This is a genomic window from Ruegeria sp. AM7 (assembly GCF_056535965.1).
In genome coordinates this window covers 1,517,106-1,542,429 of sequence record NZ_JBQFJE010000003.1, presented here as the reverse complement: position 1 = coordinate 1,542,429, position 25,324 = coordinate 1,517,106, and the positions used below count along the sequence as shown (strand labels likewise).

At 57.1% G+C, this 25,324-nt stretch carries 26 protein-coding genes; 10 read left to right on the top strand and 16 right to left on the bottom strand.

Annotation, left to right across the window (positions count from 1 at the left end):
• Positions 1-58 precede the first annotated feature (58 nt).
• Positions 59-2,917, top strand: a complete 2,859-nt coding sequence (gene uvrA, locus ACR3EG_RS11660) for an excinuclease ABC subunit UvrA (RefSeq protein ID WP_480495853.1) — start codon at positions 59-61, stop codon at positions 2,915-2,917.
• A 1-nt stretch (position 2,918) separates the two neighbouring features.
• On the opposite strand, the gene ACR3EG_RS11655 is transcribed toward uvrA, so the two are convergent.
• The 6 genes from ACR3EG_RS11655 to ACR3EG_RS11630 all read right to left on the bottom strand — a co-directional run bounded on the left by ACR3EG_RS11655 (position 2,919) and on the right by ACR3EG_RS11630 (position 8,432).
• A complete protein-coding gene (locus ACR3EG_RS11655) occupies positions 2,919-3,434 on the bottom strand; it encodes a site-2 protease family protein (RefSeq protein ID WP_480501743.1) in 516 nt (171 codons plus the stop codon).
• A gap of 221 nt (positions 3,435-3,655) precedes the next feature.
• A complete protein-coding gene (locus tag ACR3EG_RS11650; protein ID WP_480495849.1) occupies positions 3,656-4,012 on the bottom strand; it encodes a hypothetical protein in 357 nt (118 codons plus the stop codon).
• Positions 4,013-4,144: 132 nt separating this feature from the next.
• The gene (mmsB, locus tag ACR3EG_RS11645; RefSeq protein WP_480495847.1) at positions 4,145-5,017 is read right to left on the bottom strand and encodes a 3-hydroxyisobutyrate dehydrogenase; all 873 of its coding nucleotides are present in this window, start codon (positions 5,015-5,017) and stop codon (positions 4,145-4,147) included.
• A 12-nt stretch (positions 5,018-5,029) separates the two neighbouring features.
• Positions 5,030-6,061: an enoyl-CoA hydratase/isomerase family protein gene (locus ACR3EG_RS11640; protein ID WP_480495845.1), complete on the bottom strand. Its 1,032-nt coding sequence runs from the start codon at positions 6,059-6,061 to the stop codon at positions 5,030-5,032.
• A gap of 7 nt (positions 6,062-6,068) precedes the next feature.
• Positions 6,069-7,211: an acyl-CoA dehydrogenase family protein gene (locus tag ACR3EG_RS11635; RefSeq protein ID WP_480495843.1), complete on the bottom strand. Its 1,143-nt coding sequence runs from the start codon at positions 7,209-7,211 to the stop codon at positions 6,069-6,071.
• A 105-nt stretch (positions 7,212-7,316) separates the two neighbouring features.
• Positions 7,317-8,432 (bottom strand): carboxylate-amine ligase, encoded by a 1,116-nt coding sequence (locus tag ACR3EG_RS11630; protein ID WP_480495841.1) that lies wholly within the window; start codon positions 8,430-8,432, stop codon positions 7,317-7,319.
• A 130-nt stretch (positions 8,433-8,562) separates the two neighbouring features.
• Between ACR3EG_RS11630 and ACR3EG_RS11625 the strand changes: the two genes are divergently transcribed.
• Positions 8,563-9,414 carry a class I SAM-dependent methyltransferase gene (locus ACR3EG_RS11625; RefSeq protein ID WP_480495839.1) on the top strand — a complete coding sequence of 284 codons (852 nt, stop codon included), beginning with the start codon at positions 8,563-8,565 and terminating at the stop codon, positions 9,412-9,414.
• 69 nt (positions 9,415-9,483) lie between these two features.
• On the top strand, positions 9,484-9,960 hold the full coding sequence (locus tag ACR3EG_RS11620; RefSeq protein WP_170354064.1) for a fasciclin domain-containing protein: 477 nt from the start codon (positions 9,484-9,486) through the stop codon (positions 9,958-9,960).
• Positions 9,961-10,012: 52 nt separating this feature from the next.
• Here ACR3EG_RS11620 and ACR3EG_RS11615 read toward each other — a convergent pair whose 3' ends face one another.
• Both ACR3EG_RS11615 and ACR3EG_RS11610 read right to left on the bottom strand, forming a co-directional pair.
• Positions 10,013-10,597: a L,D-transpeptidase gene (locus ACR3EG_RS11615; RefSeq protein ID WP_209196925.1), complete on the bottom strand. Its 585-nt coding sequence runs from the start codon at positions 10,595-10,597 to the stop codon at positions 10,013-10,015.
• Positions 10,598-10,759: 162 nt separating this feature from the next.
• Positions 10,760-12,259, bottom strand: coding sequence for a CoA-acylating methylmalonate-semialdehyde dehydrogenase (locus ACR3EG_RS11610; RefSeq protein WP_209196926.1), 1,500 nt, complete (start codon positions 12,257-12,259; stop codon positions 10,760-10,762).
• 50 nt (positions 12,260-12,309) lie between these two features.
• On the opposite strand from ACR3EG_RS11610, the gene ACR3EG_RS11605 reads away from it, so the two are divergent.
• From ACR3EG_RS11605 to coaD, 3 genes are all read left to right on the top strand, one after another.
• Complete coding sequence (locus tag ACR3EG_RS11605) at positions 12,310-13,266, top strand: LysR family transcriptional regulator (protein WP_480495837.1); 957 nt, start codon at positions 12,310-12,312, stop codon at positions 13,264-13,266.
• Between the two features lie 60 nt (positions 13,267-13,326).
• On the top strand, positions 13,327-13,764 hold the full coding sequence (locus ACR3EG_RS11600) for a CBS domain-containing protein (protein WP_480495835.1): 438 nt from the start codon (positions 13,327-13,329) through the stop codon (positions 13,762-13,764).
• 85 nt (positions 13,765-13,849) lie between these two features.
• Entirely contained in the window at positions 13,850-14,341 is a 492-nt protein-coding gene (gene coaD / locus ACR3EG_RS11595) for a pantetheine-phosphate adenylyltransferase (protein WP_480495833.1), read from the top strand.
• On the opposite strand, the gene gap (ACR3EG_RS11590) is transcribed toward coaD, so the two are convergent.
• From gap (ACR3EG_RS11590) to gap (ACR3EG_RS11580), 3 genes are all read right to left on the bottom strand, one after another.
• Complete coding sequence (gene gap / locus ACR3EG_RS11590; RefSeq protein WP_209196930.1) at positions 14,333-15,337, bottom strand: type I glyceraldehyde-3-phosphate dehydrogenase; 1,005 nt, start codon at positions 15,335-15,337, stop codon at positions 14,333-14,335. The genes coaD and gap (ACR3EG_RS11590) overlap by 9 nt on opposite strands.
• Positions 15,338-15,418: 81 nt before the next feature.
• Complete coding sequence (locus tag ACR3EG_RS11585) at positions 15,419-15,562, bottom strand: hypothetical protein (RefSeq protein WP_480495830.1); 144 nt, start codon at positions 15,560-15,562, stop codon at positions 15,419-15,421.
• 71 nt (positions 15,563-15,633) lie between these two features.
• Positions 15,634-16,635 carry a type I glyceraldehyde-3-phosphate dehydrogenase gene (gene gap / locus ACR3EG_RS11580; RefSeq protein WP_170354072.1) on the bottom strand — a complete coding sequence of 334 codons (1,002 nt, stop codon included), beginning with the start codon at positions 16,633-16,635 and terminating at the stop codon, positions 15,634-15,636.
• A gap of 182 nt (positions 16,636-16,817) precedes the next feature.
• Between gap (ACR3EG_RS11580) and ACR3EG_RS11575 the strand changes: the two genes are divergently transcribed.
• Positions 16,818-17,756: a DUF808 domain-containing protein gene (locus tag ACR3EG_RS11575; RefSeq protein WP_480495828.1), complete on the top strand. Its 939-nt coding sequence runs from the start codon at positions 16,818-16,820 to the stop codon at positions 17,754-17,756.
• 42 nt (positions 17,757-17,798) lie between these two features.
• Here the strand turns inward: ACR3EG_RS11575 and ACR3EG_RS11570 are convergent, their stop codons facing one another.
• Together ACR3EG_RS11570 and tkt are read right to left on the bottom strand one after the other, a co-directional pair.
• The gene (locus ACR3EG_RS11570; protein WP_480495827.1) at positions 17,799-18,149 is read right to left on the bottom strand and encodes a hypothetical protein; all 351 of its coding nucleotides are present in this window, start codon (positions 18,147-18,149) and stop codon (positions 17,799-17,801) included.
• A gap of 162 nt (positions 18,150-18,311) precedes the next feature.
• Complete coding sequence (tkt, locus tag ACR3EG_RS11565) at positions 18,312-20,333, bottom strand: transketolase (RefSeq protein ID WP_480495825.1); 2,022 nt, start codon at positions 20,331-20,333, stop codon at positions 18,312-18,314.
• 234 nt (positions 20,334-20,567) lie between these two features.
• Between tkt and ACR3EG_RS11560 the strand changes: the two genes are divergently transcribed.
• The 3 genes from ACR3EG_RS11560 to ACR3EG_RS11550 are packed head-to-tail and all read left to right on the top strand — an operon-like array spanning position 20,568 to position 22,104.
• Complete coding sequence (locus tag ACR3EG_RS11560; protein ID WP_480495823.1) at positions 20,568-21,365, top strand: hypothetical protein; 798 nt, start codon at positions 20,568-20,570, stop codon at positions 21,363-21,365.
• A complete protein-coding gene (locus ACR3EG_RS11555; RefSeq protein WP_480495821.1) occupies positions 21,365-21,760 on the top strand; it encodes a cell division protein ZapA in 396 nt (131 codons plus the stop codon). Before ACR3EG_RS11560 ends, ACR3EG_RS11555 begins: the two co-directional genes overlap by 1 nt.
• Positions 21,757-22,104 carry an MliC family protein gene (locus ACR3EG_RS11550; RefSeq protein ID WP_480495819.1) on the top strand — a complete coding sequence of 116 codons (348 nt, stop codon included), beginning with the start codon at positions 21,757-21,759 and terminating at the stop codon, positions 22,102-22,104. The genes ACR3EG_RS11555 and ACR3EG_RS11550 overlap by 4 nt, the downstream gene beginning before the upstream one ends.
• On the opposite strand, the gene grxD is transcribed toward ACR3EG_RS11550, so the two are convergent.
• The 3 genes from grxD to purL all read right to left on the bottom strand — a co-directional run bounded on the left by grxD (position 22,105) and on the right by purL (position 25,241).
• Positions 22,105-22,467, bottom strand: a complete 363-nt coding sequence (gene grxD, locus ACR3EG_RS11545; RefSeq protein WP_170354079.1) for a Grx4 family monothiol glutaredoxin — start codon at positions 22,465-22,467, stop codon at positions 22,105-22,107.
• Positions 22,468-22,719: 252 nt separating this feature from the next.
• Positions 22,720-22,956: a BolA/IbaG family iron-sulfur metabolism protein gene (locus ACR3EG_RS11540; protein WP_170354080.1), complete on the bottom strand. Its 237-nt coding sequence runs from the start codon at positions 22,954-22,956 to the stop codon at positions 22,720-22,722.
• 125 nt (positions 22,957-23,081) lie between these two features.
• Positions 23,082-25,241 carry a phosphoribosylformylglycinamidine synthase subunit PurL gene (gene purL, locus ACR3EG_RS11535; protein ID WP_480495817.1) on the bottom strand — a complete coding sequence of 720 codons (2,160 nt, stop codon included), beginning with the start codon at positions 25,239-25,241 and terminating at the stop codon, positions 23,082-23,084.
• Between the last annotated feature and the right edge of the window lie 83 nt (positions 25,242-25,324).

Below are 25,324 nucleotides of genomic sequence, written 5' to 3'. Positions count from 1 at the left end.
GTTGGAGACTCAGCGCCGCTCGCCTATTTCTAGGACACTTATGTTTTGGGGGCCAAGAATGGCTGAGCTGAAGAATATCGAGGTGCGCGGCGCGCGCGAACATAACCTCAAAAGCATTGATGTGGATATTCCGCGCGATCAGCTGGTGGTGATCACGGGGCTGTCTGGCTCGGGTAAGTCGTCGCTGGCCTTTGATACGATCTATGCTGAGGGTCAGCGTCGCTATGTCGAAAGCCTGTCGGCTTATGCGCGGCAGTTTCTGGACATGATGGAAAAACCGGATGTGGATCACATCAGCGGGCTGTCCCCGGCGATCTCGATCGAACAGAAGACCACGTCGAAGAACCCGCGCTCGACCGTGGGGACCGTGACCGAGATCTACGACTATCTGCGCCTTTTGTTCGCCCGCGCAGGCACGCCGTATAGCCCCGCCACAGGCCAGCCGATCGAGGCGCAGCAGGTGCAGGATATGGTTGACCGCATCATGACGATGGAGGAGGGCACGCGCGGCTATCTGCTGGCCCCCATCGTGCGCGACCGGAAAGGTGAATATAAGAAAGAGTTTCTGGAACTGCGCAAACAAGGCTTTCAGCGTGTCAAAGTGGATGGCGAGTTCTATGAGCTCGATACCCCGCCCACTTTGGACAAGAAATTCCGCCATGACATCGACGTGGTCGTAGACCGCCTTGTCGTGCGCGAAGGGATGGAGACACGGCTGGCCGACAGCCTGCGCACCGCATTGGACCTGGCGGATGGCATCGCAATTCTGGAAACCGCCCCGAAGGAGGGCGACCCGGAACGTATCACCTTCAGCGAAAACTTTGCCTGTCCGGTCAGTGGCTTCACCATCCCCGAGATCGAGCCTCGCCTGTTTTCTTTCAACGCGCCATTTGGGGCTTGCCCGGATTGCGATGGGTTGGGAGTTGAGCTGTTCTTTGACGAACGCCTCGTGGTGCCGGATCAGACGCTCAAGCTGTATGACGGTGCCTTGGCCCCGTGGCGCAAGGGCAAGTCGCCCTATTTCTTGCAAACCATCGAAGCCATTGCGCGGCATTTTGAGTTCGACAAGAACACACCGTGGAAAGACCTTCCCGCCAAAGTGCAACAGGTGTTCCTGCGCGGCTCTGGTGATGAGGAAATCCAGTTCCGCTATGACGAAGGTGGCCGTGTCTATCAGGTGACACGCAGCTTTGAGGGCGTGATTCCGAACATGGAACGCCGCTATCGCGAAACCGACAGCGCGTGGATCCGTGAAGAGTTCGAACGCTATCAGAACAACCGTCCTTGCGGGGCCTGCGAAGGCTACCGCCTGCGGCCCGAGGCGCTTGCCGTCAAGATCGCGGGTCTGCATGTGGGGCAGGTCGTGCAGATGTCGATCCGTGAGGCCTTGGCCTGGGTCGGGGACGCGCCGAACCATCTGAGCGCGCAGAAGAATGAGATCGCGCGGGCGATTCTGAAAGAGATTCGTGAGCGTCTTGGTTTCCTGAATAACGTGGGTTTGGAATACCTTACGCTGTCTCGCTCAAGTGGCACGCTTTCAGGCGGAGAAAGCCAGCGTATCCGTCTGGCCAGCCAGATCGGCTCGGGCTTGACCGGGGTGCTTTACGTGCTGGACGAGCCCTCAATTGGGCTGCACCAGCGGGACAATGACCGGCTGCTGGGGACGCTGAAAAACCTGCGCGATCAGGGCAATACAGTGATCGTGGTGGAACATGATGAAGAGGCCATCCGCGAGGCCGATTATGTGTTCGATATCGGCCCCGGTGCCGGTGTGCATGGCGGACAGGTGGTTAGCCACGGCACGCCTGAACATATCGCGGCGGATGCGGCCTCGATGACCGGGCAATACCTGTCGGGCACGCGCGAGATTGCTGTGCCGAGTGACCGGCGCAAGGGGAACAAGAAGAAGCTCAAGGTCGTCAAAGCCACAGGGAATAACCTGAAAAGCGTCACGGCAGAGTTTCCGCTGGGCAAGTTCGTCTGTGTGACCGGTGTATCGGGCGGGGGCAAATCGACCCTGACGATTGAGACACTGTTCAAAACTGCCTCGATGCGATTGAACGGCGCGCGGCAGACGCCTGCGCCGTGTGAGACGATCAAGGGGCTGGAGCATCTGGATAAGGTCATCGACATTGACCAGCGGCCTATCGGGCGGACTCCGCGTTCTAATCCAGCGACTTACACCGGGGCCTTCACCCCGATCCGCGACTGGTTTGCTGGTCTGCCCGAGGCCAAGGCGCGGGGGTACAAGCCTGGTCGGTTCAGCTTTAACGTTAAAGGTGGCCGGTGTGAGGCGTGTCAGGGCGACGGCGTTATCAAGATTGAGATGCACTTCCTGCCCGACGTCTACGTGACCTGCGAGACCTGCAAAGGCGCGCGGTACAATCGTGAGACGCTTGAGATCAAGTTCAAGGGCAAGTCCATTGCCGATGTCCTTGATATGACAGTGGAAGACGCGCAGGAGTTCTTTAAGGCCGTGCCTTCAATCCGCGACAAGATGGATGCGCTAGCGCGTGTTGGGCTGGGCTATATCAAGGTGGGTCAGCAGGCCACGACCCTGTCCGGGGGCGAGGCGCAGCGGGTGAAGCTGTCCAAGGAGCTGTCCAAACGCTCGACCGGGCGGACGCTTTATATTCTGGACGAGCCGACCACGGGTCTTCATTTCGAAGACGTCCGTAAGCTGTTGGAAGTGCTGCACGAATTGGTCGATCAGGGCAATACAGTTGTAGTGATCGAACATAATCTGGACGTGGTGAAAACCGCCGATCATATCATCGACATTGGCCCTGAAGGCGGTGATGGCGGCGGTGAGATCGTGGCCACCGGCACGCCCGAGCATGTGGCCGCTGACGAGCGCAGCCATACCGGTCGGTACCTAAAACAGATGTTGAACCCGGAACAGGTTGCGGCCGAATAAGCTAGTATTGCGCGTGTCTGAGCATGTGCCAATGTCGCAGCAAGGGTGGAAAGAACAGGAACACAAAGCCGAAGTTTACGTAAGCGAATACTGTCATAGGCAACCAAAGCGCGACTCCGATCAGTCCTACTAGCCCAGCAATTCGTGTCGCAGTCACTGGTTTGACCATGCGGTTAAGGACAGCGTGAAACAGACGGCCACCGTCCAACGGCATCAGGGGCAACATGTTGAATACCGCCAAAAACAGGTTCAATTGGGCGGTCACGACCAGAACCCAGCCCAGTTCGGGCGAGGTGACGAAGGGTTCCAGCAGTGAACACAATGCCCACAGCGTCAGGTTGACGATCGGCCCCATAGCGACGATCAATTCGTCTTCGTAGGATGAGGTCGAGCGGCGATGTTCGCAAAACCCGCCACCTCCATACAGGACGACGCGATTGACAGGGATACCCTGTATCAAGCAACCCCAGGCGTGTCCGAGCTCATGCAACAGGATTGAGGTCAATAAAATGGCCACAAAACCAAGCGCATAGGGCAGGGATTCGGGATCAAAACTGAACCCCACTATGAGCAAAACTAGAAAAATTAGACTTTGGTTTAACTGAATGGGTACGTTCCACGGTCCGCGGAACTCAAAAATCGAATTGTCACTATGCATATTCAATCCTCGCAATAATGAGAATTGAAATGACGTTGAATTGCGTCAAAAGTAGGGAGCTAACGCAGAGGTTGTGTGACTTAGTTAAGGATATCCGCAACGGCGCCGATTAAGTTCAGTACTTTGCGGGTCTCGGGATCGACCCGGTAGACATAGTCCCCGGCGCGGACGTATGACCCTCGGTTCAAGCCATAGCGGTACGGATCATTGATCCAGCGGTAATCGTTGTTGATGAAGTCACCGTTGCGATACAGCTTTTTTGCCTGTCCAGGTGGAACACAGGGGACATTTTTCTTGGCCAACCCCGGAGGGCAATGCCCAGCCTTGCCTTTGGTTTGAATCACAGGTTGTGAGGGTGCGCGAAAGACCTTGTCGGCGTTTTTACCGTTGCCTTTACCATTACCTGCCATCACCGCTGCTGGTGCTGCGACAAACATGGAAGCAACCAATATTACTTTCAAAACACGGGACATAGGAACCTCCGGCACACGAACTGATCTACGCCGATAGATGGCGGTCCGATCAGAGCGGGTCAACCCCGTGGGCAGTTTGTCGCCCACGGGTGAAGGTTAACTTCTTCCTCGTTTTTCAAAACGGGGCAGCATGGCAGAGAAATCCTTGCCCAAACCGTCTTCGGATTCCACGAATTGCTCATAAAGAGCCGTAGCCGCCTGACCAAGTGGCGTATCCGCATCTGAACTTTCCGCAGCCTGTTGGCTGAGGCGCAAGTCTTTGAGCATCAGTTCGGCGGCAAAGCCGGGCTGGTAGTCATTGTCCGAAGGGCTGGAGGGGCCGACCCCCGGTGCGGGGCAATAGGCGTTCATTGTCCAGCTATATCCCGAGGATGTGCTGACTACGTCAAACATTTTCTGTCGGTCCAGACCCAGCTTGTCTGCTAATGCAAACGCTTCGCAGGTGGCAATCATGGTCACGCCCAGAATCATGTTATTGCATATTTTGGCGGCTTGACCTGCGCCTGATCCGCCGCAATGCACGGCCTTTTGTCCCATGATTTCGAACAGGGGGGCAGCCTTGCCAAAGGCGACATCACTGCCACCTGCCATAAAGGTCAAGGTACCGGCCGCAGCCCCTCCGATCCCGCCGGATACGGGTGCGTCTACTGCCAAGACACCGGCTTGTGCAGCCTGCTCGGCCACGGCGCGGGCGCTGTCGACATCCACGGTCGAGCAATCAATCCAAACCGAACCGGAATTCATCGCTGGCAAAATATCATCCGCCACGGCCCGCAGGATCTGGCCGTTCGGAAGCATGGTGATAACAATGTCGGCACCGCCTGCAGCCTCAGCGCCGGATGAGGCAAGGGTCACGCCTGCAACATCCACATCCGCCATATCAAACCCGACCACGTCATGACCGGCCTTCGCCAGATTGGTGGCCATCGGATTCCCCATGTTCCCAAGCCCGATAAATCCGATCTTCATTCCTCAATCCTCCTAGAATGTCAGTGCTTTAGCGCCCATTGGTTGAAGCATCCTCGATACCTCGACAATGGGTACGTTCTGGTCGGGGTGCCTCCAGCGCGGAGTGCGGTCTTTGTCGATAATCTGTGCGCGAATTCCTTCCAGAAAGTCACCATGCTCCATCGCACGACTTGTAAAGCGGAACTCGTGTTCCAGCGCCTTCTGGATGGTGAGGCTGGGGGTGCGCAAGCGATGCAGGATCTCGATACAGCAGGCCATAGCCAGCGGCGAACCCCGGTTGATCAATTTAAGCGCGGCGGTTGCGAAGTCCGTTTCGCTGCCTTTGAGGTTATTGAGGATGTCTTGCAGCCTTTCGCCGTCAAAATGCGCGTCGATCTTGGTTTGCAATCCGGCCAACACGCCCTCCGGGGGTGTTTGGGCGTGGGTGATCAGAAGGCTGGCGTCTCCGGATGCTTCCAACAGTTCGATCAAGTCCGACCATTGAGCCATGGGGATGAAGTGATCCGCGAAACCTGCGAAAATGGCATCATCCGGGCCCATCCGATGACCGGTCATGCCAAGGTATTCGCCGACCCGTCCCGGTGCGAGCGCCAGCATCAGCGAGCTACCGACATCCGGAACCAATCCGATCCCGCATTCGGGCAGGGCGATCTGGCTACTTTCGCCTACAATCCTGTGGCTGCCGTGACAGCCAATGCCAACGCCACCGCCCATGGTGAACCCTTGGAGAAAGCTGACAACGGGTTTTGGGTATTCAAAGATCAGCGCGTTCAGGCGATACTCATCGCGCCAAAATGTCTGGCCATATACATAGTCACCTTTCTTGCCGGTCTCGTACAGTTCCGCAATGTCGCCGCCAGCGCAGAATGCCTTGTCGCCCTCGGCATCCAGAACAATAAGATCAACCGAGTCATCTTCACGCCAGTTGCGCAAAGCAGTGTCTATGGCCATGCACATGTCATAGCTGAGCGCGTTTAACGCTTTGGTCCGGGTCAGTGAGATCCGTCCGGCACGACCGGCGGTGCGAATGTCGATATCAGCCATGGCCCCCTCAGCGATTGGCGAGCATCTGGCGCGACACGATCACGCGCATGATTTCATTCGTGCCTTCCAGGATCTGATGTACACGCAAGTCGCGGACCAGTTTCTCGATCCCGTAATCTGCCAGATAGCCATAGCCGCCATGCAGTTGAAGGCATTGATCCACCACTTTCGATCCAGTCTCGGTCACGAATTTCTTGGCCATGGCGCAGAACTTGGTGGCATCCGGCGCACCCTGATCCAGTTTCCAGGCCGCCTGCCGTAAGAACGTTCGGGCTGCCTGCAACTCGATCTCCATATCGGCCAGACGGAATTGCAGCGCCTGAAACTGGTCGATGGACTGACCGAACGCCTGCCGCTCGGACATATATTGCAACGTCATATTCAGCCCCGCTTGCGCGGCCCCTAACGAGCATGAGGCGATGTTCAGCCGTCCGCCATCCAGCCCCATCATCGCGTATTTGAATCCATCGCCTTCGACGCCGACAAGGTTTTCGGCCGGGATTTTGCAATCATCGAACTGCACCTGCGCCGTGGGTTGGCTTTTCCATCCCATCTTCTGCTCCAAGGCGCCGAAGGACAGGCCGGGCGCACCGTCTTCGACATAGACCGTTGAGATTCCCTTGGGGCCGTTCTGTCCGGTGCGCACCATGCAGACATAAGCATCGGAATACCCGCCGCCCGAGATAAATGCCTTGGTCCCGTTCAGGGTGTATCCTTCATTGCTGCGGTCCGCGCGGGTTTTCAACGCAGCAGCATCCGAGCCCGAGCCCGGTTCGGTCAGGCAATAGCTGAGAACGGTATTCAGGCTGAGAACATCGGGCATGATACGCGCTTTCAGCGCATCCCCGGCGAAACTGTCCAGCATTTTGGCGCACATGTTGTGAATCGACAAAAACGCTGCAACGGACGGGCAGGCCATCGACAACGCCTCGAACACCATGGTGGCATCCAGTCGCGTCAGACCAGAACCGCCGCTGTCTTCAGAGACGTAGAGGCCGCCGAACCCAAGCTCTCCGACACGGGGCCACAGGTCCTTGGGGATGGTGCCTTCGGCCTCCCACTGTCGCGCATAGGGGGCGATGTTCTCCTGCCCGAACTCATAGGCCATGTCGAAGATCGCAGTCTGCTCTTCGGTCAAAGCGAAATCCATGGCTTCCCTCCCACGCCGACGGATGAATTGAACGAGTGTTTATTTCCTAATCCTTACAGAAATTTTTCACGGCCATCAATTCCCCGTCTTAATCCGGTGCAGGAGTTAAAGGTCGTGGTGAAATTCCTCGATCAGGTGTTGGACAACCGCTTTTCCCGGATCTTCGCCACGGGCGGATGCCTCGGCATAAACGCGTCGCTGACGTGTGGCCGATGTGCCGTTCTGCGCGATTTGTTGCAACCGCGCCAGTTCGGTCATTGTACCAAGTGCCTCGGCGTCTTCGGCCAGTAGCCCCATCAGTTCGCCCATCAATTCGGGCATGGGCTTGATCGAGCGGTCGCCAAAGTCGATCATGCCCTCGCCGACGCCATAGCGCTGTGCGCGCCAACGGTTTTCTCCGATCAGGAACTGGTCATAGTTGCGCCAGCGTAAGTTTCTGGCTTTCAACCGGCATAGCATCCGGGTCAGCGCCTGAACCATCGCAGCCAAAGACAAGGCGTGTTCCAGCCGGGGCTGCACGTCCATTATGCGCGTCTCAAGTGTTGGGAAGCGGTGTGATGGGCGCAAGTCCCACCAGATTTTCGACGTGTCCTCGATCACACCTAGTTCGACCAAAATGCCCGTGGTGCGCTCATAGTCGGCCCAACTGGCCAAGGTCGGGGGCAAGCCGGTTCGGGGTAGGTTGTCGAAGACTGTCAGGCGGTAGGACGACAGCCCCGTATCCTCGCCGTTCCAATAGGGGGATGAGGTCGAAAGGGCCAAAAGGTGGGGCAGAAAATACGAAAGCTGCGGCATAAGATCGGCGCGCAGGGCAGGGTCATCAATTCCGATATGGACATGCATCCCACAGATCAGCATTCGTCGCGCTACACCGCCAAGTGCATGGTGCAAGGCGTCATAGCGATCTTTTCGCGTATGGCTTTGCTTTTTCCAATCGGCAAACGGATGACACGATACCGCGACTGGGGCGAGGTTGTAGTCCGCTGCACGTTTGGCCACGCAAGACCGTAAGCGTTTCAGATCCTCGCGCGCGCCGGCAATGGTTGCATGGGGGCGGGTGCCGACCTCGATCTGACATTGCAGGAATTCGGGGCTGACCTGACCTTGGAAATCGGCCTGACAGGCCTCCATCAAAGCTTCGGGTGCTTCGGCAAGCTCGAACGTGTCCCGATTGACCAGAAGATACTCTTCTTCAATGCCCAGTGTGTATTCCTGCTGCATGGTCGCCCTCGTCGGTTATTCCAATCAGTGAATACGGAAATGACCGCCTTGCCAAGTGTTTGGCTTGCGAAGCCCCCGGCGGCGGCGATAAGAACCTTTCAGTCAACAGTTCAAACCCCGGAGCGTTCGCGTGAAACCCAGGAAATTCCCAAAGATCAACGACACGCTTTCGGAGCTTGGAGTTAAATTGGTCGACAAAGGACCAGAAGACGACGAGCGCGCCCGGCTTGAGGCATTTGAACGGGCAGGTGGCTTGACCCGTCCCGCTTATGCGTTGTCACCGGGAATGGAGGGGTTTGATATCGCGCCCCTCGTCGCAGAATACACCGAACATGCGGATGCGCTTGCGGCCCTCAAGGACCCCAATCGCAATCAGACGGGGTATCGGGTCGGTAACGGTTACTACGATAGTCCCGATGCCGACGCGCTGTATTTGATGATCCGCCGGTTCAAACCCCGGCGTGTGATCGAGGTTGGCTGCGGAAACTCCACGCGCGTTACCCGGCAGGCAATCATCGACGGCGGGCTTGAGACGCAGATCACCGCGATTGATCCCTATCCGCGTGCTGATATCGCTCATGTGGTAGAGCATTTCGAGCAGAGACGGCTGGAAGAAGTGGATCCCGCGCTGTTCGATCAGTTGGAGGCGGGCGACGTTCTGTTCATCGATTCCAGTCATGTAGTCCGCATGAGCAATGACGTCGCGCATCTGTTTTGCCGCATCATCCCTGCACTGAAACCTGGTGTGGTGATACACGTGCATGATGTTTTTCTACCTTATGAATATCCCAAGCGATTCTTCTATGACTGCCCTGGTTGGGGCGAGCAGTACATGCTGCACGCTTTGCTACAATCCGGCGCGTTTTCAATGCTTTGGCCGGGGTATTACCTTCAGCAGGATCGCCCCGATGCGGTCGAGGCTTTGCCGTTCCTGAGCGATGGTCGTGCGCAAAGTATCTGGGTGCAGATCAAAGAAAATTGAACGCAAAGTGATCCGTCCCTGAAAAAACGCCGTACTCCTTTTCATAACACGCTGAGAGGAGATACAGCCATGTTCCGCCAAACACTGATGGGCGCCGCCGCCGCACTTGCACTGACTTTGCCCGTCAAGGCACAGGCCGCTGACATTGTGGATACCGCCGTTTCGGCCGGGTCGTTCGAAACCCTAGTTGCCGCCGTTCAGGCCGCAGGTCTTGTTGAAACGTTGAAAGGTGACGGTCCGTTTACTGTCTTCGCTCCGACTGACGAAGCCTTCGCAGCATTGCCTGAGGGTACGGTCGAAACACTGCTTCTGCCCGAGAATAAGGACCAACTTGTTGAAATTCTGACATACCACGTTGTTCCTGCTAAGGTCATGTCTGGTGACATTGCCGGAAAACGCGCCAAGGTTCTAACCGTGCAGGGCGACCGTCTGAGCGTAAATGCCAAGCGTGGCGTCAAGGTGAATGATGCAGAAGTCATCCAGGCTGACATCGAAACCAGCAATGGTGTGATCCATGTCGTAGACGCTGTGATCCTGCCTGAATAATAAAGCCAAGCAATAACAAAAAGCCCCGGTCCTTGTAGGCCGGGGCTTTTTGTCAGACCAGACGGACTTGGGTTCCGACCTGGACCAGAGGGTACAATTCTTCGACATGCTGATTGTATAGGCCTATACAGCCAGACGAACTTTGCCGGCCAATTTTTCGCGTATCATGGGTGCCATGCACCAGATAGGCGGGCCAACCCAAATACATCGCGCGCGTTCCAAGTGGGTTCCCCGGTTCTCCGCCTTCCATTCGAATAGGCAGATCAGGATCACGCTCGCGCATCGAAGCGGTAGGCGTCCAGCTTGGATTTTCGCGCTTGCGTACGACTTCGGTATAGCCGCGCTTGGTCAATTCTTCGCTCATCGGAACCGAACTGGGGTACAGTTTGTAAGTCCCATCAGGCCCCCAGTAGTGCACCGCGCGGCTTGTGATATCCGCCAACAATGCACCTACACCGAGTTCATCGAAGTGATCCTGCCAGTTTTGTTGTGAGAAAGATGAGACGTTTCTGCGAACCGGAAGCTGAGTGCTAATTGCATCTTCGTTTTGCGGGAACGCGTCCGAACTTTGCGCGCGCACCAAAGCAGGTGTGGCCACTAGGGACGCTACGCCCAGCACCGCAGAGCGACGGGTCATTCTGGATTTCGACAATTTTGCCTCCGGATCAGGAACTGCTCAAACAATAGTTTGTGTTGAAAATATTCCTGTTGATCGGGTTTTTCCAGATATAGAGGTCTGAATTTATCGTGAAGCGTTAAAAAACCGGCCCGCTTGGGGCCGGTTTCGTAGGCAGGTGACTTAGTCCATCGCTTTGAAGTTAAACTCGCCACCTTCTTTGATGCCCGACGGCCAGCGGGCCGTGACGGTTTTGGTGCGAGTGTAGAATTTGAAGCTGTCAGGGCCGTGCTGGTTCAGATCACCGAACATGGATTTCTTCCAACCGCCAAAGGTGTGATAGGCCAACGGCACCGGTATCGGAACGTTGACGCCGACCATACCGATGTTGATCCGGCTGGCAAAGTCACGTGCAGTGTCACCATCACGCGTGAAGATCGCAGTACCGTTGCCGTATTCGTGGTCCATTGCCAGACCAATCGCCTCTTCGTACGAACCTGCACGCACGGTGGACAAAACCGGGCCGAAGATCTCTTGCTTGTAGATATCCATTTCCGGCGTCACGTGGTCAAACAGATGCGGGCCAACAAAGAAGCCATCTTCATAGCCTTGCAGGCTGAAATCACGGTTGTCGACGACCAACTTGGCACCTTGTTCCACGCCAGAGTTGATCAGACCCAGAATGCGTTCTTTTGCGGCGGCCGTCACGACGGGGCCCATATCCACGTCGTCACCTGCCGTATAGGGGCCGACCTTCAGTTTCTCGATGCGCGGGATCAGCTTTTCGATAAGCGCGTCTGCGGTGTCGTCACCGACCGGAACAGCAACCGAAACGGCCATGCATCGTTCGCCAGCGGCACCGAAACCGGCGCCAACAAGCGCGTCGGCGGCTTTGTCCATGTCGGCATCGGGCATGACAATCATGTGGTTCTTGGCCCCACCGAAACACTGCGCACGCTTACCATTCGCAGAGGCGCGGCTGTAGATATACTGCGCAATCGGAGTCGAACCCACAAACGAAACACCTTGGATGATCTCGCTGTCCAGAAGGGTGTCGACTGCTTCCTTGTCGCCATTCACAACCTGGAACACACCTTTCGGAAGACCCGCTTCGATGAACAGCTCGGCCAGCATCAACGGGACTGACGGATCACGTTCTGAAGGTTTCAGAACAATTGCGTTGCCGCAGGCCAGCGCGGGGCCTACGTGCCACAAAGGCATCATGGCCGGGAAATTGAACGGCATGATCGAAGCCACGACGCCAAGGGGCTGACGCATCGAATAGATGTCAATTCCGGGGCCTGCGCTGTCCGTGTACTCACCCTTCAGCATCTGAGGGGCACCGACACAGTATTCGATCACTTCCAAACCGCGTTGCAGGTCGCCCTTGGCGTCCGGAATGGTCTTGCCGTGCTCGCGGCTTAGAACTTCGGCCAGCTTGTCCATGTCACGGTTGATCAGCCCAACCATGGCCATCATCACGCGCGCGCGTTTTTGTGGGTTGGTTGCGCCCCAGGCGGGTTGCGCTGCAGCTGCGCTTTCGATGGCGGCTGTGGTTTCGGCAGCGCTGGCCATCGGGCATTTGTATTGCACTTCACCAGTGGCCGGGTTGAACACATCGTCAAAGCGACCGGATGTGCCGGCGACGTTTTCGCCGTTAATGAAATGGGACAGTTCGGTCATTGCGAATTCCTCCGGGTTGTTTGAGCGCAGAATAGGCTTGCATAAATCGCATGAACAGAGGCAATAATTCAAAAATATTTTGCAAAAATGCAAAAGGAGGAGTGGTGGTTCCGAACTGGGATGACATGCGGGTGTTTTTGGCCGTCGCGCGTGAGGAAAGCCTATCAGCCGCAGGTCGGCGTCTTAAGATCGACCCGGCGACGGTAGGGCGCAGGGTCGCACGGCTTGAGGCATCGCTGGATGCGCCTTTGTTTACCAAGTCGCAGCAAGGTTATGTTCTGACGCCAATCGGGGAACGCTTGCTGGATCACGGCTTGAAGGCCGAAGAAGCCATGCGGGCCGCATCCGGTTCTGTCTCGGGATCATCCAAGACACTGAGTGGCCAAATCAGGATCGGTGCTCCGGATGGCTGCGCCACGTATCTTTTGCCACAAGTCTGCGCGAATATCTGCGACGCGAATCCCGAATTGGATATTCAGATTCTGTCTCTGCCCCGTGTGATTAACCTGTCCCGCCGCGAGGCGGATATGGCCATAACGGTCAGCGCGCCCACGGCTGGCCGGTTTCTGGTGCAAAAGATCACGGATTACCAACTACATCTGGTTGCCAGTCAGGAATACCTGAACGCGCAAGCCAAAATTGAGAACCTGGAAGCTCTTAGAAGGCATCGATTTATTGGCTATATCCCGGATATGATTTTTGACCGGGAACTCGACTATCTGGTCGATATCGGGGTTGAACGAGTTGCCCTTGCATCGAATTCGATATCGGTTCAGCTGGGGCAAGCATCGCTCGGGTCAGGGGTTTGTGTGGGGCACGATTTTGCGCTGCCATTCCATCCAAACCTGCGGAAAATCCTGACGGATCAGCTTAGTCTGACCCGCAGGTACTTTCTAATCCGACATCAGGGCGATCAACGAAATGAACGCTTGAACCGGTTCGCACAGACTTTGACTGCCGGAATCCGTGAGGAAGTCGTGCGTCTGGAAGCTGAAGCTCCACCTTGACACATATGGGTATTCCGGCAACGCTTTGTTAAACAGCGAGTTATTTCGGAGGTTTCGCACATGCTGGTTCAGGCCATTCTGAAATCAAAGGCTACGGAAGGGGTCGAAACGGTTACGCCCGATCTCACTGTGTCCGATGCGGCAAAAATCCTTGCAGAAAAGCGGATCGGGACGGTTGTAGTCTCTGAAGACGGGGGGGAAACGGCATCTGGAATTCTGTCGGAACGTGATATTGTGCGAGAGTTGGCTGCAAGCGGAAGTGGTTGTCTGGCGAAACCAGTCAGCGCTTACATGACCAGCGATCTTGTAACTGCGACGCGTCAGGACTCGGTTCAGGATGTCCTCAGCCGCATGACCGAAGGGCGTTTCCGCCATATGCCTGTCGTCGAAGATGGCAAGCTGATCGGTATCGTAACACTTGGGGATGTGGTCAAAGCACAGCTTTCGGAATTGGCGATGGAGAAAGTGGCGCTCCAGACAATGATCATGGGCCACTAATTTCAGACGGGGCCAAAGCGCCCTATTGCACCCGCGGCAGAGTTGTGTTTGCTTGCGCCGAAATTTTATTGCGCAGGAGGGCGCGATGCGGGTCGCATTATATCCCGGAACTTTTGATCCGATCACACTGGGCCATATCGACATTATTCGCCGGGCTGCTGCGATGGTCGACAAGCTTGTGATTGGTGTAGCTATCAACCGAGACAAGGGCCCGTTGTTTTCTTTGGAAGAGCGCGTCGCTATGATCGAAGCCGAGTGCGCCCAACTATCCGAGCAGACCGGTACAGTGATTGTCGCGCATCCCTTCGAAAACCTGCTGATTGATTGCGCACGCGACGTTGGAGCGCAAACCATAGTGCGCGGATTGCGGGCCGTGGCTGATTTTGAGTACGAATTTCAAATGGTTGGAATGAATCGCGCGCTGGATGATTCGATCGAAACGGTCTTTCTGATGGCCGAGGCGCGCCATCAGGCGATCGCGTCCAAGCTGGTCAAAGAAATTGCGCGGCTGGGCGGGGACGTATCCAAATTCGTTACGCCCCGCGTTGCTACAGCCTTACAGAGCCGCTTACGCTGACGCACCCATTGCCATTGCAGTATCCAGCATACGGTTGGAGAAACCCCATTCGTTATCATACCAGGCCAGAACCCGGACCAATGTCCCGTCGGTTACCTTTGTTTCAGCCAATGACACGGTCGAGCTGTGGGAATCGTGATTGAAGTCGACCGATATCAAGGGGCGTTTCTCAGCCGCCAGAACACCCGGGATCTTCTCGGCAGCAGCGACAAACAGGGCATTCACTTCTTCCTCGGTCGTCGGGCGTGAAACCTCGGCAACAAGATCAACAACCGAAACATTCGGGGTTGGAACCCTGATGGCTTGCCCCGTCAGTTTTCCCTGAAGTTGTGGAAGAACCAGACCCACTGCGGCGGCTGCGCCGGTTGTCGTAGGAATCATCGACAACGCCGCAGCGCGGGAAAGGTAGGGGTCCTTGCCGGCTGTATCATGGACGGGTTGGCTGGCGGTATAAGCATGGACGGTTGTCATGTTGCCATGCACAATTCCCAGGCCATCGTCCAACGCGGCTGCAACTGGCGACAGGCAGTTCGTCGTGCATGATGCATTTGACACGATAATATCATCGGCTGTCAGTTCGTGATCATTCACTCCGTAAACTACGGTTTTGACGCCGCCATCCCCGCGTGCGGGGGCTGAAATCAGCACCTTGCTTGCCCCGTTTTCAAGATGACGAGCTGCGGCTTCGCGCGTGCGAAACACTCCAGTGCACTCCAACACGACATCAATATCTGACCAGTCCAGTTTTTCAGGCTCTCGCTCGCTTGTCAGGCGAATAGGGCCAGCGCCCACATCCAAGCCAGCTTCGGTGAGCTTCACAGGTTTGAAATACCGGCCATGGACGCTGTCGAATTCAAACATGTGGGCGTTCATCTCGGGTTTGGCCAGATCATTGATCGCGACGATTTCAACGTCTTTGCGGCCACTTTCCATCACGGCGCGCAAGACGCCACGTCCGATCCGTCCAAATCCATTGATTGCAAGCTTGAGTGTCATGATCCGCTCCGTCGCGTGTCGTCCAATAAAGAGTTAGCGCTAACAAAGCTAAATTGATCAAAAAGTCAAGTAAAACCTACCTCATCGCCAGAATGCGACCCAATCCAGGAAATCGTAGAGTTTTTTGCCCAGAAAAAGCAGATGCTCTGTCCCATAGATGGCGACATCGGCAATCAGGATGCCAAGGATCACAAGGCCAAGCCAGATAGCTAGTTGATTGGTCATAGAGGCCCCGAACAGAAATGCCCGCCCAGATAACCTGAGCGGGCAAAAAGGTTCAAGAATTCAAACGGGTTTTAGTTAAGGCGGCCCATTGCCACAGCAACATCGGCCATGCGAACTGAGAAGGCCCATTCGTTGTCGTACCATGCCAGAACGCGCACCATGCGGTCATTGACAACGCGGGTCTGGTCCGGAGCGAAGATCGAGCTTTCCTCGGTATGGTTGAAGTCTGTCGAAACCAGTGGAGCGGGTTCGTAACCCAGAACGCGCTGCATATGACCTTGCGAGGCTTCACGGACAATCGCGTTCACCTCATCCACAGTCACATCGCGACCGGCGCGGAATGTTAGGTCAACAGCGGATACATTCGGGGTCGGAACCCGGATTGCCGAGCCATCCAGACGACCTTTGAGGTTCGGCAGAACCTCACCCAACGCCTTAGCAGCACCGGTCGAAGTCGGGATCATTGACATAGCGGCAGCGCGAGCGCGGTACAGGTCGCTGTGGCGACGGTCTAGCGTGGGCTGGTCGCCAGTATAGGCGTGGATCGTGGTCATGATGCCATGTTCGATCCCGACGCCTTCGTCCAGAACTTTGGCAAGCGGAGCAAGGCAGTTCGTGGTGCAAGACCCGTTCGAGACCATTTTATCGTCAGCAGCCAGACTGTTGTGATTCACGCCATAGACGATGGTTTTATCTACATTCTTGCCCGGCGCGGACAACAGAACCTTTTGCGCCCCACGCTCAAGATGCGTCTTGGCCTTCAGGCCGTCATTGAACTTGCCGGTGCACTCCAGAACGACGTCGCAGCCTTCCCAGTCCAGCTCGTTCATGTCGTAAGTCGAGAACATCTCCATGGGGCCGCGGCCCAGATCCATGGTGTTGCCCTCGATCGAGACGTCGCGGGGGAAGCGCCCGTGGACGCTGTCATATTTCAGCAGATGCGCCGTGGTTTCCAGCGGGCCGGTTGCGTTGACCTTGATCACTTCGATGTCGTTGCGGGCCGATGCCGCGATATGCGACAGGGTGCAGCGGCCGATACGGCCAAAACCATTGATGCCGACCTTGATGGTCATATGACGTCTCCAAAATGCGCTTGCGTTGCAGGCGATATAGCGGCCTTAACGCGTTCTCAAAAGAGTAAAAGAGACATATTCTTAATGTGTTAGCGCAAACCTTGACCGGTATCGCTAACGCTTGCGCTAGCTGAAAGATCAGGTAGGGTCCACCTGCGGCAGGTTACTGGAAGGAACAAGGCATGAGCGGTCTTTTGGCATTGCTGGATGATGTTGCCGGAATTGCAAAAGTTGCGGCATCGTCGGTTGATGATGTTGTTGCTGCGGCGGGCAAGGCCGGGGCGAAAACGGCGGGTGTAATCATTGACGATGCCGCCGTGACGCCGAAATACGTGCAAGGTTTCGCCCCGGCGCGCGAGTTGCCGATCATCTGGCGCATCGCGCGCGGGTCGATTTTCAACAAGATCGTGCTGCTACTGCCCGTTGCGCTGTTACTGGCTAATTTCGCGCCCTGGCTGATCACGCCTTTGCTGATGCTGGGCGGATCTTATTTATGTTTCGAGGGGGCTGAGAAGATTTTCCATGTCCTCTTCCCCCATGGCAGCCACGCCATCGACGAGGATATGAAAATCCGTGATCCAGGTCATCTGGAAGAGCAAAAAGTCAAAGGTGCAATAAAGACCGATTTCATCCTGTCAGCCGAAATCATGACCATCGCGCTTGCCGCCATCGAGGCGCCGAACATCTGGATGCAGGCGGCAACGTTGGCTGTTGTCGGGATAGGTGTGACGGTGGCGGTCTATGGCTCGGTGGCGTTGATCGTGAAGATGGACGATGTGGGCCTGTTTCTGGCGCAGAACGCACCAACCCCGATCGGGCGCGGAACCGGGCGAGGCTTGGTCAGAGCCATGCCGATTGTAATGAAAGTACTCTCTATCGTCGGGACCGCCGCGATGCTGTGGGTCGGCGGGTCGATCATCATCCACGGGCTCGAGGTTTTGGGCTTTGGCTGGCTGGGCCACCACATTCACGACTGGGCCTATGCGGTGGGCCATATGGTTTCTGCTCAATACGAGGGCGCCGTGGAGTGGATCGCCAAGGCCGCCATGGACGGAGTATTCGGACTGGCTTGGGGGATGGTACTAATCCCCCCGGCGACGAAACTGCTAAAATCACACTGAACAATAATATCCGCGCCGCAGTTTTGGCGACGCGGATTGTCGTTAGAACCCGTTAGTGTTGCCTTTTACCACGACGCCAGACCCGTCAATCTTACCATCTTTGACGAGGGTAACGGCGGCTCCGTCAATTTTCAGGTCCCAGCAGTTTTTGGGATCATCGCCATACTGAAAGCACATCCCATTATCTGTTGCTTCCCACTTGCCCGAATAGCCTTCGCCTTTGATGGTACCGTCGGCTGCATAATACTCGGTAAACGCGCCTGAAAGCATACCGCCTGCATAGGTGTGGTCGGCCATCGTTTTTTGAATTTCTTCCTTGCTGGCGAAATCCCCCGCGAATGCTGGGGCGGCCAGGATCACTGCTACAGCGCTCAGGACGGCGTGTTTCCTCATTTCTAAACTTCCCTGTGACTGGATTGTCTTCAGGACTTAAGGCGTAATGGCCTACGAAATAGGGCAGGTGGGATCACGACGCCTCACCTGTCTGTGAGGGTGGGGCGCGAAAAACAGGCGGCCCATGCGGACCGCCTGTTTCCTTTGGACTGACGTCGGGAATTAACCCAGCAGTTCCCTGACTTTAGCAACGGTGGCCTCGGCAGTGATGCCGAAATGCTTATACAGCTCACCCGCGGGGGCCGACGCACCAAAGCCCGACATGCCGATGAACCCGGCTTTGGCTTCACGGCCACGCTCGCCCAGCAGCCAGCGATCCCAGCCACCGGCGCGCACAGCGGCCTCAATCCCGACGCGGACGGCACCAGCGGGCAGCACGCGCTTGCGATAGGCTTCGTCCTGCTCGGCGAACAGCTCCATACAGGGCATGGAGACGACGCGGGTGCCGATACCTTCGGCCTCGAGCATTGCCTTGGCTTCCATCGCCAGCGACACTTCAGAGCCGGTGGCAATCAGGATGGCCTGACGTTTGCCCTCGGCCTCGGCCAGAACATAGGCGCCTTGCGCGGACAGGTTCTTGGTTTTGTGATCCTTGCGCACGGTCGGCACGCCCTGACGGGTCAGCGACAGGACCGAGGGGCTTTCCTTGAAGGTCAGCGCCAGTTCCCAGGCTTCTGCTGTTTCAACCGTGTCGGCGGGGCGGAACACATAAGTGTTGGGCGTCGCGCGGCTGATGGCCAGATGTTCGACCGGCTGGTGGGTCGGGCCGTCTTCGCCCAGACCGATCGAATCGTGGGTCATCACGAAGACCGAAGGGATTTTCATCAACGCGGCCAGACGCATCGACGGGCGCGCATAGTCGGTGAAGGCCATGAAGGTGCCGCCATAGGGGCGGATGCCACCATGCAGCGCCATGCCGTTCATCGCAGCGGCCATGCCGTGTTCACGGATACCGTAATGGATGTAACGGCCCTTGCGATTTTCCGGCAGGAACACGCCCATGTCCGCAGATTTGGTGTTGTTCGAGCCCGTCAGGTCGGCCGAGCCGCCAACGGTTTCCGTCATGATCGGGTTGACGACGTTCAGAACCTTTTCTGACGAGGCGCGGGTGGCCAGTTTCGGTTGATCTTCCGACGCCTGTTTCTTGAACGCACGGATCGCACCGGCCAGTTTCTTGGGTGCTTCAAACGCATAGGCGCGGTTGAACTCGGCCTGCTTGCGTTCCGAGATTTGTGCGAAACGGCCTTCCCATGCCGCGCGCTCTGCGGCACCGCGTGCCCCGATGGCTTCCCATGCGGATTTCACATCGGCGGGGATTTCAAACGCGCCATGCGGCCAGCCATAGCCGTCTTTGGCGGCTTTCAACTGATCCTGATCGGTCAGCGCACCGTGGCCTTTCGAAGTGTCCTGCGCTGCGTGACCCAATGCGATGTGGCTTTCGCAGGCAATCATGGTCGGCTTGTTCGACTTTTTCGCCTGCACGATGGCCGCGTCGATGGCCTGCGGATCGTGTCCGTCAATCTCGATCACATGCCAGCCCGAGGCCGCGAAACGGCGCACCTGATCGGTGCGGTCTGCGATGTCCACGGTGCCGTCGATGGTGATGTTGTTGTTGTCCCAGAAAACAATCAGCTTGCTCAGCTCATGACGTCCGGCAAGGGTGATGGCTTCTTGGCTGACCCCTTCCATCAGGCAGCCGTCGCCCGCGATCACATAGGTATAGTGGTCAACGACCTTCTTGCCGTATTGCGCACGCTGGATTTCCTCGGCCATTGCAAAGCCTACAGCGTTCGAGATGCCCTGACCCAATGGGCCGGTGGTGGTCTCGATCCCATTGACCAAGAAGTTCTCGGGGTGGCCTGCGGTTTTTGCGCCCAGCTGGCGGAAGTTCTTGATCTCGTCCAGAGTGACGTCAGCGTGGCCTGTAAGATAGAGCAAGGAATAGATCAGCATCGAGCCGTGACCTGCAGACAGGATAAACCGGTCGCGATCGGGCCAGTTCGGAGCCGAGGCGTCAAATTTCAGGTGCTTTTCGAACAGCACGGTCGCGACGTCGGCCATGCCCATCGGCATGCCGGAATGGCCGGAATTGGCGGCGGCGACGGCGTCCAGGGTCAGGGTGCGGATGGCCGCAGCCTTGTCCCAATGTTCGGGGTTTGCATTGCGCAGCGCAGTCAGGTCCACGGGCGTTATTCCTTTGGATTACAGGCAGATTGCGCGCTGAATACCACTCAGTCCTCAAAGTGCAAGCAGAACCGGGGGTTACAAGGGTGAACTGCTTCAAGAACGCGGCTCAAGTATTTGAAAGCAAACAGTGGGTATTTTCCGCGCCATTCGGTTAGACTAGACCAATTCGTGAATTAAGTTGATTCGGATGAACCGCAGCACACGGAACCTTGATAAAGAGGTGGCAGGGGCATGAGCCAGATCGAAGAACTACAGCGCCGTATTGTTGTCGCGATGGAACGTATCGGTGCAAGCGTGGACGCCATGGGGGCAACACCAGATGCACCGCGCGCAGGGGATGAAACACTGCGGGCCGCGCTGGATGACGAACGTGTAGCAAATGCGCAATTGGAAGAGCGTCTTAGAACCCTCAAGCAACGTCATGAACAGGAAGTCGACGCAATGCGCGCCGATATGGAGAGCTTGCGTTCGGTTCCTGCTGAACACCCAGATAACGGAGCTTTGCGCGAGCAATTGGCCGAAGCAACCGCGAAACTGGCCGCAGTGGAAGCCGCCCGTGCAGAGCTTGCGGACGCCAAGGCGGCTTTAGAAGATCAGGACGAGCTTGCAGTTTTGAAGTCGGAGAACGATCGGTTGCAGGCAACTGCAGGCATGGCAGAGGAGTTGAAGGCCGAGAATGCGCGTTTGAAATCGGAACTGGCTGATAGCGAGCGGGTCGCTGAGTTAAGTGCCGAGCTTAAGATGTTGCGCGCTGAACGCAGCAGTCATGGCGCGGCTATGTCCCGTTTGGATGACGATCTGCAGCGTATGCGCAAGGCTAATGAGCAGTTGCGCAATTCGGTCGATGAACTGCGCTCTGCGTCCGAGGGCGGTTTGCCGGATGCCGAACTTCTAAACCGCGCAACAGTAGCCGAACTGGAAGCGACCCGAGCCGCTCAGGCCACGGACGCGGCCGAAGCGCATGCTGTGCTGGCGCGACTAGAGCCGCTTTTGTCGCAAGCCAAGCTGGCTGAAGGAGAGGTGGAGTAATGCCCGAGGTAACCATTCAAATCGGTGGGCGGGGTTTTGACGTCTCATGTCAGGACGGGGAAGAAGTGTTCCTGCAAGCCGCCGCTAAGATGTTGGACGACGAAGCACAGGTTCTTTCTGATCAAATAGGACGAATGCCCGAGTCCAGAATGCTGCTGATGGCCGGCCTCATGCTTGCTGACAAAACGGCCGCGTCGGAAGATCAGATTAATTCCTTGCAAGCAAAATTGGCCGAGGCCGAGGCCGAAATTTTGGCTTTGCGCAACAAGCCACAGCCTGAACCCGAAAGGGTCGAGGTAGCGGTTGTGCCGCCTTCCGTGACAGACACGCTAGCTGAACTGGCGGCGCGTGCCGAAGCGCTTGCCTCGGTTGTGGAAGAAAAGACTGCGGGATGATACTGCGTCGGATATCTGCTGTTTTCGTGGCGACGATGTTGGGAAGCACGGCTTGGGCGGAACTCGACGTTCTCCCTGTTACCTACACCTGCGACAATGCCATTCCGCTTGAGGTGGTGTTCTTTAATGCCTCGGACGGCTCGAGCGCCGCGGCCATGCTGGTCGACAATCAACTGATCGCGTTAGAGCAAAGTATCAGTGGATCGGGAATCCAGTACAGATCCGAAGGCAACGGTGGCACCTATATTCTGCGGTCCAAAGGTTGGGATGCAACGGTCAGCTTTCTGGCGACAGGGGATGCCGCCAGCGAGCAGGTTATACTAGAGAATTGCTCCAGCCGCTGATCAGGCGTTTGCTTCGCGGATCTTGTCGGCGGCTTCTTTGTTGTAACCAACGCCGTTGTCATCAAATAGCGTGTCCAACTCGCCCGACAAGGTCATCTCGGTGATGATGTCGCAACCGCCGACGAATTCGCCTTTGACGTAAAGCTGCGGAACGGTCGGCCAGTCGGAATAGTCCTTGATGCCCTGACGGACCTCTTCATCCGCTAGAACGTTCACGTCGGCATAATCGACACCCATATAGTTGAGAACACCAGCCACGCGGGACGAGAACCCACACTGCGGCATTTCCTTGGTGCCTTTCATATACAGCACCACATCGTTGGCTTTGACGGTTTCGTCAATCTGGGTTTTCACGTCAGTCATTTCGCGTTTCCTTTGCTCTTCGGCATCATCGCTTTGGAATAGTCTTGAGGGTCTTTCGGGACACGATATTGGGTGGAATGCCCACCTCCGGACCCGCCGGAATCATAGATGGTGAAAATCGTGCGATATCCTAATCCGGGAAGAGTTCCTCTGTTTGATTGAGAGTCATTTTTGGATCGGCTTCGTGCCAACAGCACCGTCAAGATTATGACAGCTGCAATGCCAACTATAACGCCAAATCCACGATCCATTTTACTCCGGTACTTTCGTCGTCAACGCCAGCGCGTGCAGCTCTCCATCTGGGCCGTCCATCTTGCCTTTCAAGGCCGCATAGACCGCGCGCTGTTGTTGAACCCGGTTTTTGCCGCGAAAGCTCTCGTCCACTACCATGGCGGACATATGCACGCCGTCGCTGCCGCCGACCTGAATTTCCGCATCGGGAAAGGCTTCGCGCAGCAGGTGTTCGATTTCGTGGGCGCTCATCGGCATGTAGGTCACTCCTGAAGGTCTTTCCCAAGATGTAGAGCGCCAAAGCGGGGCGCGCAAGTGGTCCTGAGACGACAAAACCCGCGCCAGTTCAAGCGCGGGTTTCGGTTTGGTTTGCGAAGGCTGTATCAGGCCACGGCTTCGGCAAAGCTGCTGCGGAAGGTGGCAGTCAATTCGCTCAGAGGGGCCTCGGATCCTCCGATCTTGACTGTCTCGCCGGTGAAACGACCAACCGAGACCAGCGGAACACCTGCTTGACCGGCGGCGATCATCAGCGCCTCGGCCTGATCAAAGTTGCAGGCGACCAGATAGCGGGCCTGATCCTCGCCGAACAGGAACTCGGTCGAAGCATCATCGAGGCAGACGCCCACGCCAGCCGCCTCGGCCAGTTCGAACGCGGCCAGCGCAAGGCCGCCATCGCCCAGATCGGTGCAGGCTTTGATCATCTCGCGGTTGGCGCGGATAAACTCACCGTTGCGCTTTTCGGCCTCCAGATCGACATGGGGTGCGTCGCCGTCTTCGCGGTTGAACACCTCGGCCAGCAGGGCGGATTGGCCAAGATGACCGTTCGTTTCGCCGATGACCAGAGCGACATGGCCTTCGCGAACTTCATTGCCGATGATCTCATCGGTGTGGGCCAGCAGACCCACCGCGCCGATGGTGGGGGTCGGCAGGATCGCCTGACCGTCGGTCTCGTTATACAGCGAGACGTTGCCCGATACGATCGGCATATCCAGAGCGGCGACGGCCTTGCCAATACCTTTGATCGCGCCGACGAACTGGCCCATGATCTCGGGCTTTTCGGGATTGCCGAAGTTCAGGTTGTCGGTGGTCGCCAGCGGAGTGGCCCCAACGGAGGTCAGGTTGCGATAGGCCTCAGCCACCGCCTGCTTGCCGCCCTCAACCGGGTTGGCGCGCACATAGCGCGGGGTCACGTCGCTGGTGAAGGCCAGCGCCTTGTCGGTGCCATGCACGCGGACCATGCCCGCGCCCAGACCGGGCGTGCGGGCGGTGTCGGCCATGACCATGGTGTCGTACTGTTCGTAGACCCATTGCTTGCCCGCATAGTTGGGCGAGGCGAGCAGAGCGCGCAGCCCGTCAATCGGGTCGATCTGAGGCACGTCGGCCAGGTCTTCGGCCGCAGGCGTTTCAACCCATGGGCGGTCATATTCCGGCGCAGTCGAGGACAGTTTCGACAGCACCAGATCGGCTTTGACCTCACCATTGTGGACGATCAGGAAACGGTCCTCGGCAATCGTTTCGCCGACGATGGCGAAATCCAGATCCCATTTCTCGAACACGGCGCGGGCCTCGGCCTCAAGCTCGGGCTTGAGAACCATCAGCATCCGTTCCTGAGACTCAGACAACATCATCTCGTAGGCGGTCATGTTCTCTTCGCGCTGGGGCACATTCTCCAGATCCAGACGCACGCCAAGGCCGCCCTTGTCGCCCATTTCCACGGCGGAACAGGTCAGGCCAGCTGCACCCATATCCTGAATCGAGATCACCGCGCCGGTCTGCATCAGTTCCAGCGTCGCCTCCATCAGGCGCTTTTCGGTGAAGGGATCGCCGACCTGAACGGTGGGGCGTTTCTCTTCGATGGTGTCGTCAAACTCGGCCGAGGCCATGGTTGCACCGCCAACGCCATCACGGCCGGTTTTGGCACCCAGATAAACGACGGGCATACCGACGCCCGAGGCGGCCGAGTAGAAAATCTTGTCGCTGTCGGCCAGACCGGCAGCAAAGGCGTTCACCAGGCAGTTGCCGTTATACGCGGGGTGAAAGCGAACTTCGCCTCCGACGCAAGGTACGCCGAAGCAGTTGCCATATCCGCCGATACCTTCGACAACGCCGTTCACCAGCTGTCGGGTTTTGTGGTGGGCGGGCTCACCAAAGGACAGCGCATTCATCGACGCGATGGGCCGCGCGCCCATGGTGAATACATCGCGCAGGATGCCGCCCACGCCGGTCGCCGCGCCCTGATAGGGTTCGATATATGAGGGGTGGTTGTGGCTCTCCATCTTGAACACAACGGCCTGACCGTCGCCGATATCGACCACACCTGCATTCTCACCCGGACCACAGATCACTTGCGGGCCCGATGTGGGCAGGGTGCGCAGCCATTTCTTGGACGATTTGTAGGAACAATGCTCGTTCCACATGGCCGAGAAGATACCCAGTTCGGTGAAGGTCGGCTCGCGCCCGATGATCTCGAGGATCATGTCATATTCGTCGGGCTTGAGCCCATGTGCGGCGATCAGATCGGGTGTGATTGCGGGCTCTTGCATCTTCTGTCCTGTGTCCAAGTGGGCCGAGATTGCGCGCCTTGTAGGGCAACGACGCGCCCGTGGGAAGGGTCAAGTCAGCGCAG

Bases quoted from the DNA above. Each gene is read 5' to 3' on its own strand.
- uvrA (WP_480495853.1), top strand. From the start codon at position 59: ATGGCTGAGCTGAAGAATATCGAGGTGCGCGGCGCGCGCGAACATAAC.
- ACR3EG_RS11650 (WP_480495849.1), bottom strand. From the start codon at position 4,012: ATGTTTGTCGCAGCACCAGCAGCGGTGATGGCAGGTAATGGTAAAGGC.
- mmsB (WP_480495847.1), bottom strand. From the start codon at position 5,017: ATGAAGATCGGATTTATCGGGCTTGGGAACATGGGGAATCCGATGGCC.
- ACR3EG_RS11640 (WP_480495845.1), bottom strand. From the start codon at position 6,061: ATGGCTGATATCGACATTCGCACCGCCGGTCGTGCCGGACGGATCTCA.
- ACR3EG_RS11635 (WP_480495843.1), bottom strand. From the start codon at position 7,211: ATGGATTTCGCTTTGACCGAAGAGCAGACTGCGATCTTCGACATGGCC.
- ACR3EG_RS11630 (WP_480495841.1), bottom strand. From the start codon at position 8,432: ATGCAGCAGGAATACACACTGGGCATTGAAGAAGAGTATCTTCTGGTC.
- ACR3EG_RS11620 (WP_170354064.1), top strand. From the start codon at position 9,484: ATGTTCCGCCAAACACTGATGGGCGCCGCCGCCGCACTTGCACTGACT.
- ACR3EG_RS11615 (WP_209196925.1), bottom strand. From the start codon at position 10,597: ATGACCCGTCGCTCTGCGGTGCTGGGCGTAGCGTCCCTAGTGGCCACA.
- ACR3EG_RS11610 (WP_209196926.1), bottom strand. From the start codon at position 12,259: ATGACCGAACTGTCCCATTTCATTAACGGCGAAAACGTCGCCGGCACA.
- ACR3EG_RS11605 (WP_480495837.1), top strand. From the start codon at position 12,310: ATGAACAGAGGCAATAATTCAAAAATATTTTGCAAAAATGCAAAAGGA.
- ACR3EG_RS11600 (WP_480495835.1), top strand. From the start codon at position 13,327: ATGCTGGTTCAGGCCATTCTGAAATCAAAGGCTACGGAAGGGGTCGAA.
- coaD (WP_480495833.1), top strand. From the start codon at position 13,850: ATGCGGGTCGCATTATATCCCGGAACTTTTGATCCGATCACACTGGGC.
- gap (WP_209196930.1), bottom strand. From the start codon at position 15,337: ATGACACTCAAGCTTGCAATCAATGGATTTGGACGGATCGGACGTGGC.
- ACR3EG_RS11585 (WP_480495830.1), bottom strand. From the start codon at position 15,562: ATGACCAATCAACTAGCTATCTGGCTTGGCCTTGTGATCCTTGGCATC.
- gap (WP_170354072.1), bottom strand. From the start codon at position 16,635: ATGACCATCAAGGTCGGCATCAATGGTTTTGGCCGTATCGGCCGCTGC.
- ACR3EG_RS11575 (WP_480495828.1), top strand. From the start codon at position 16,818: ATGAGCGGTCTTTTGGCATTGCTGGATGATGTTGCCGGAATTGCAAAA.
- ACR3EG_RS11570 (WP_480495827.1), bottom strand. From the start codon at position 18,149: ATGAGGAAACACGCCGTCCTGAGCGCTGTAGCAGTGATCCTGGCCGCC.
- ACR3EG_RS11560 (WP_480495823.1), top strand. From the start codon at position 20,568: ATGAGCCAGATCGAAGAACTACAGCGCCGTATTGTTGTCGCGATGGAA.
- ACR3EG_RS11555 (WP_480495821.1), top strand. From the start codon at position 21,365: ATGCCCGAGGTAACCATTCAAATCGGTGGGCGGGGTTTTGACGTCTCA.
- ACR3EG_RS11550 (WP_480495819.1), top strand. From the start codon at position 21,757: ATGATACTGCGTCGGATATCTGCTGTTTTCGTGGCGACGATGTTGGGA.
- grxD (WP_170354079.1), bottom strand. From the start codon at position 22,467: ATGACTGACGTGAAAACCCAGATTGACGAAACCGTCAAAGCCAACGAT.
- ACR3EG_RS11540 (WP_170354080.1), bottom strand. From the start codon at position 22,956: ATGCCGATGAGCGCCCACGAAATCGAACACCTGCTGCGCGAAGCCTTT.
- purL (WP_480495817.1), bottom strand. From the start codon at position 25,241: ATGCAAGAGCCCGCAATCACACCCGATCTGATCGCCGCACATGGGCTC.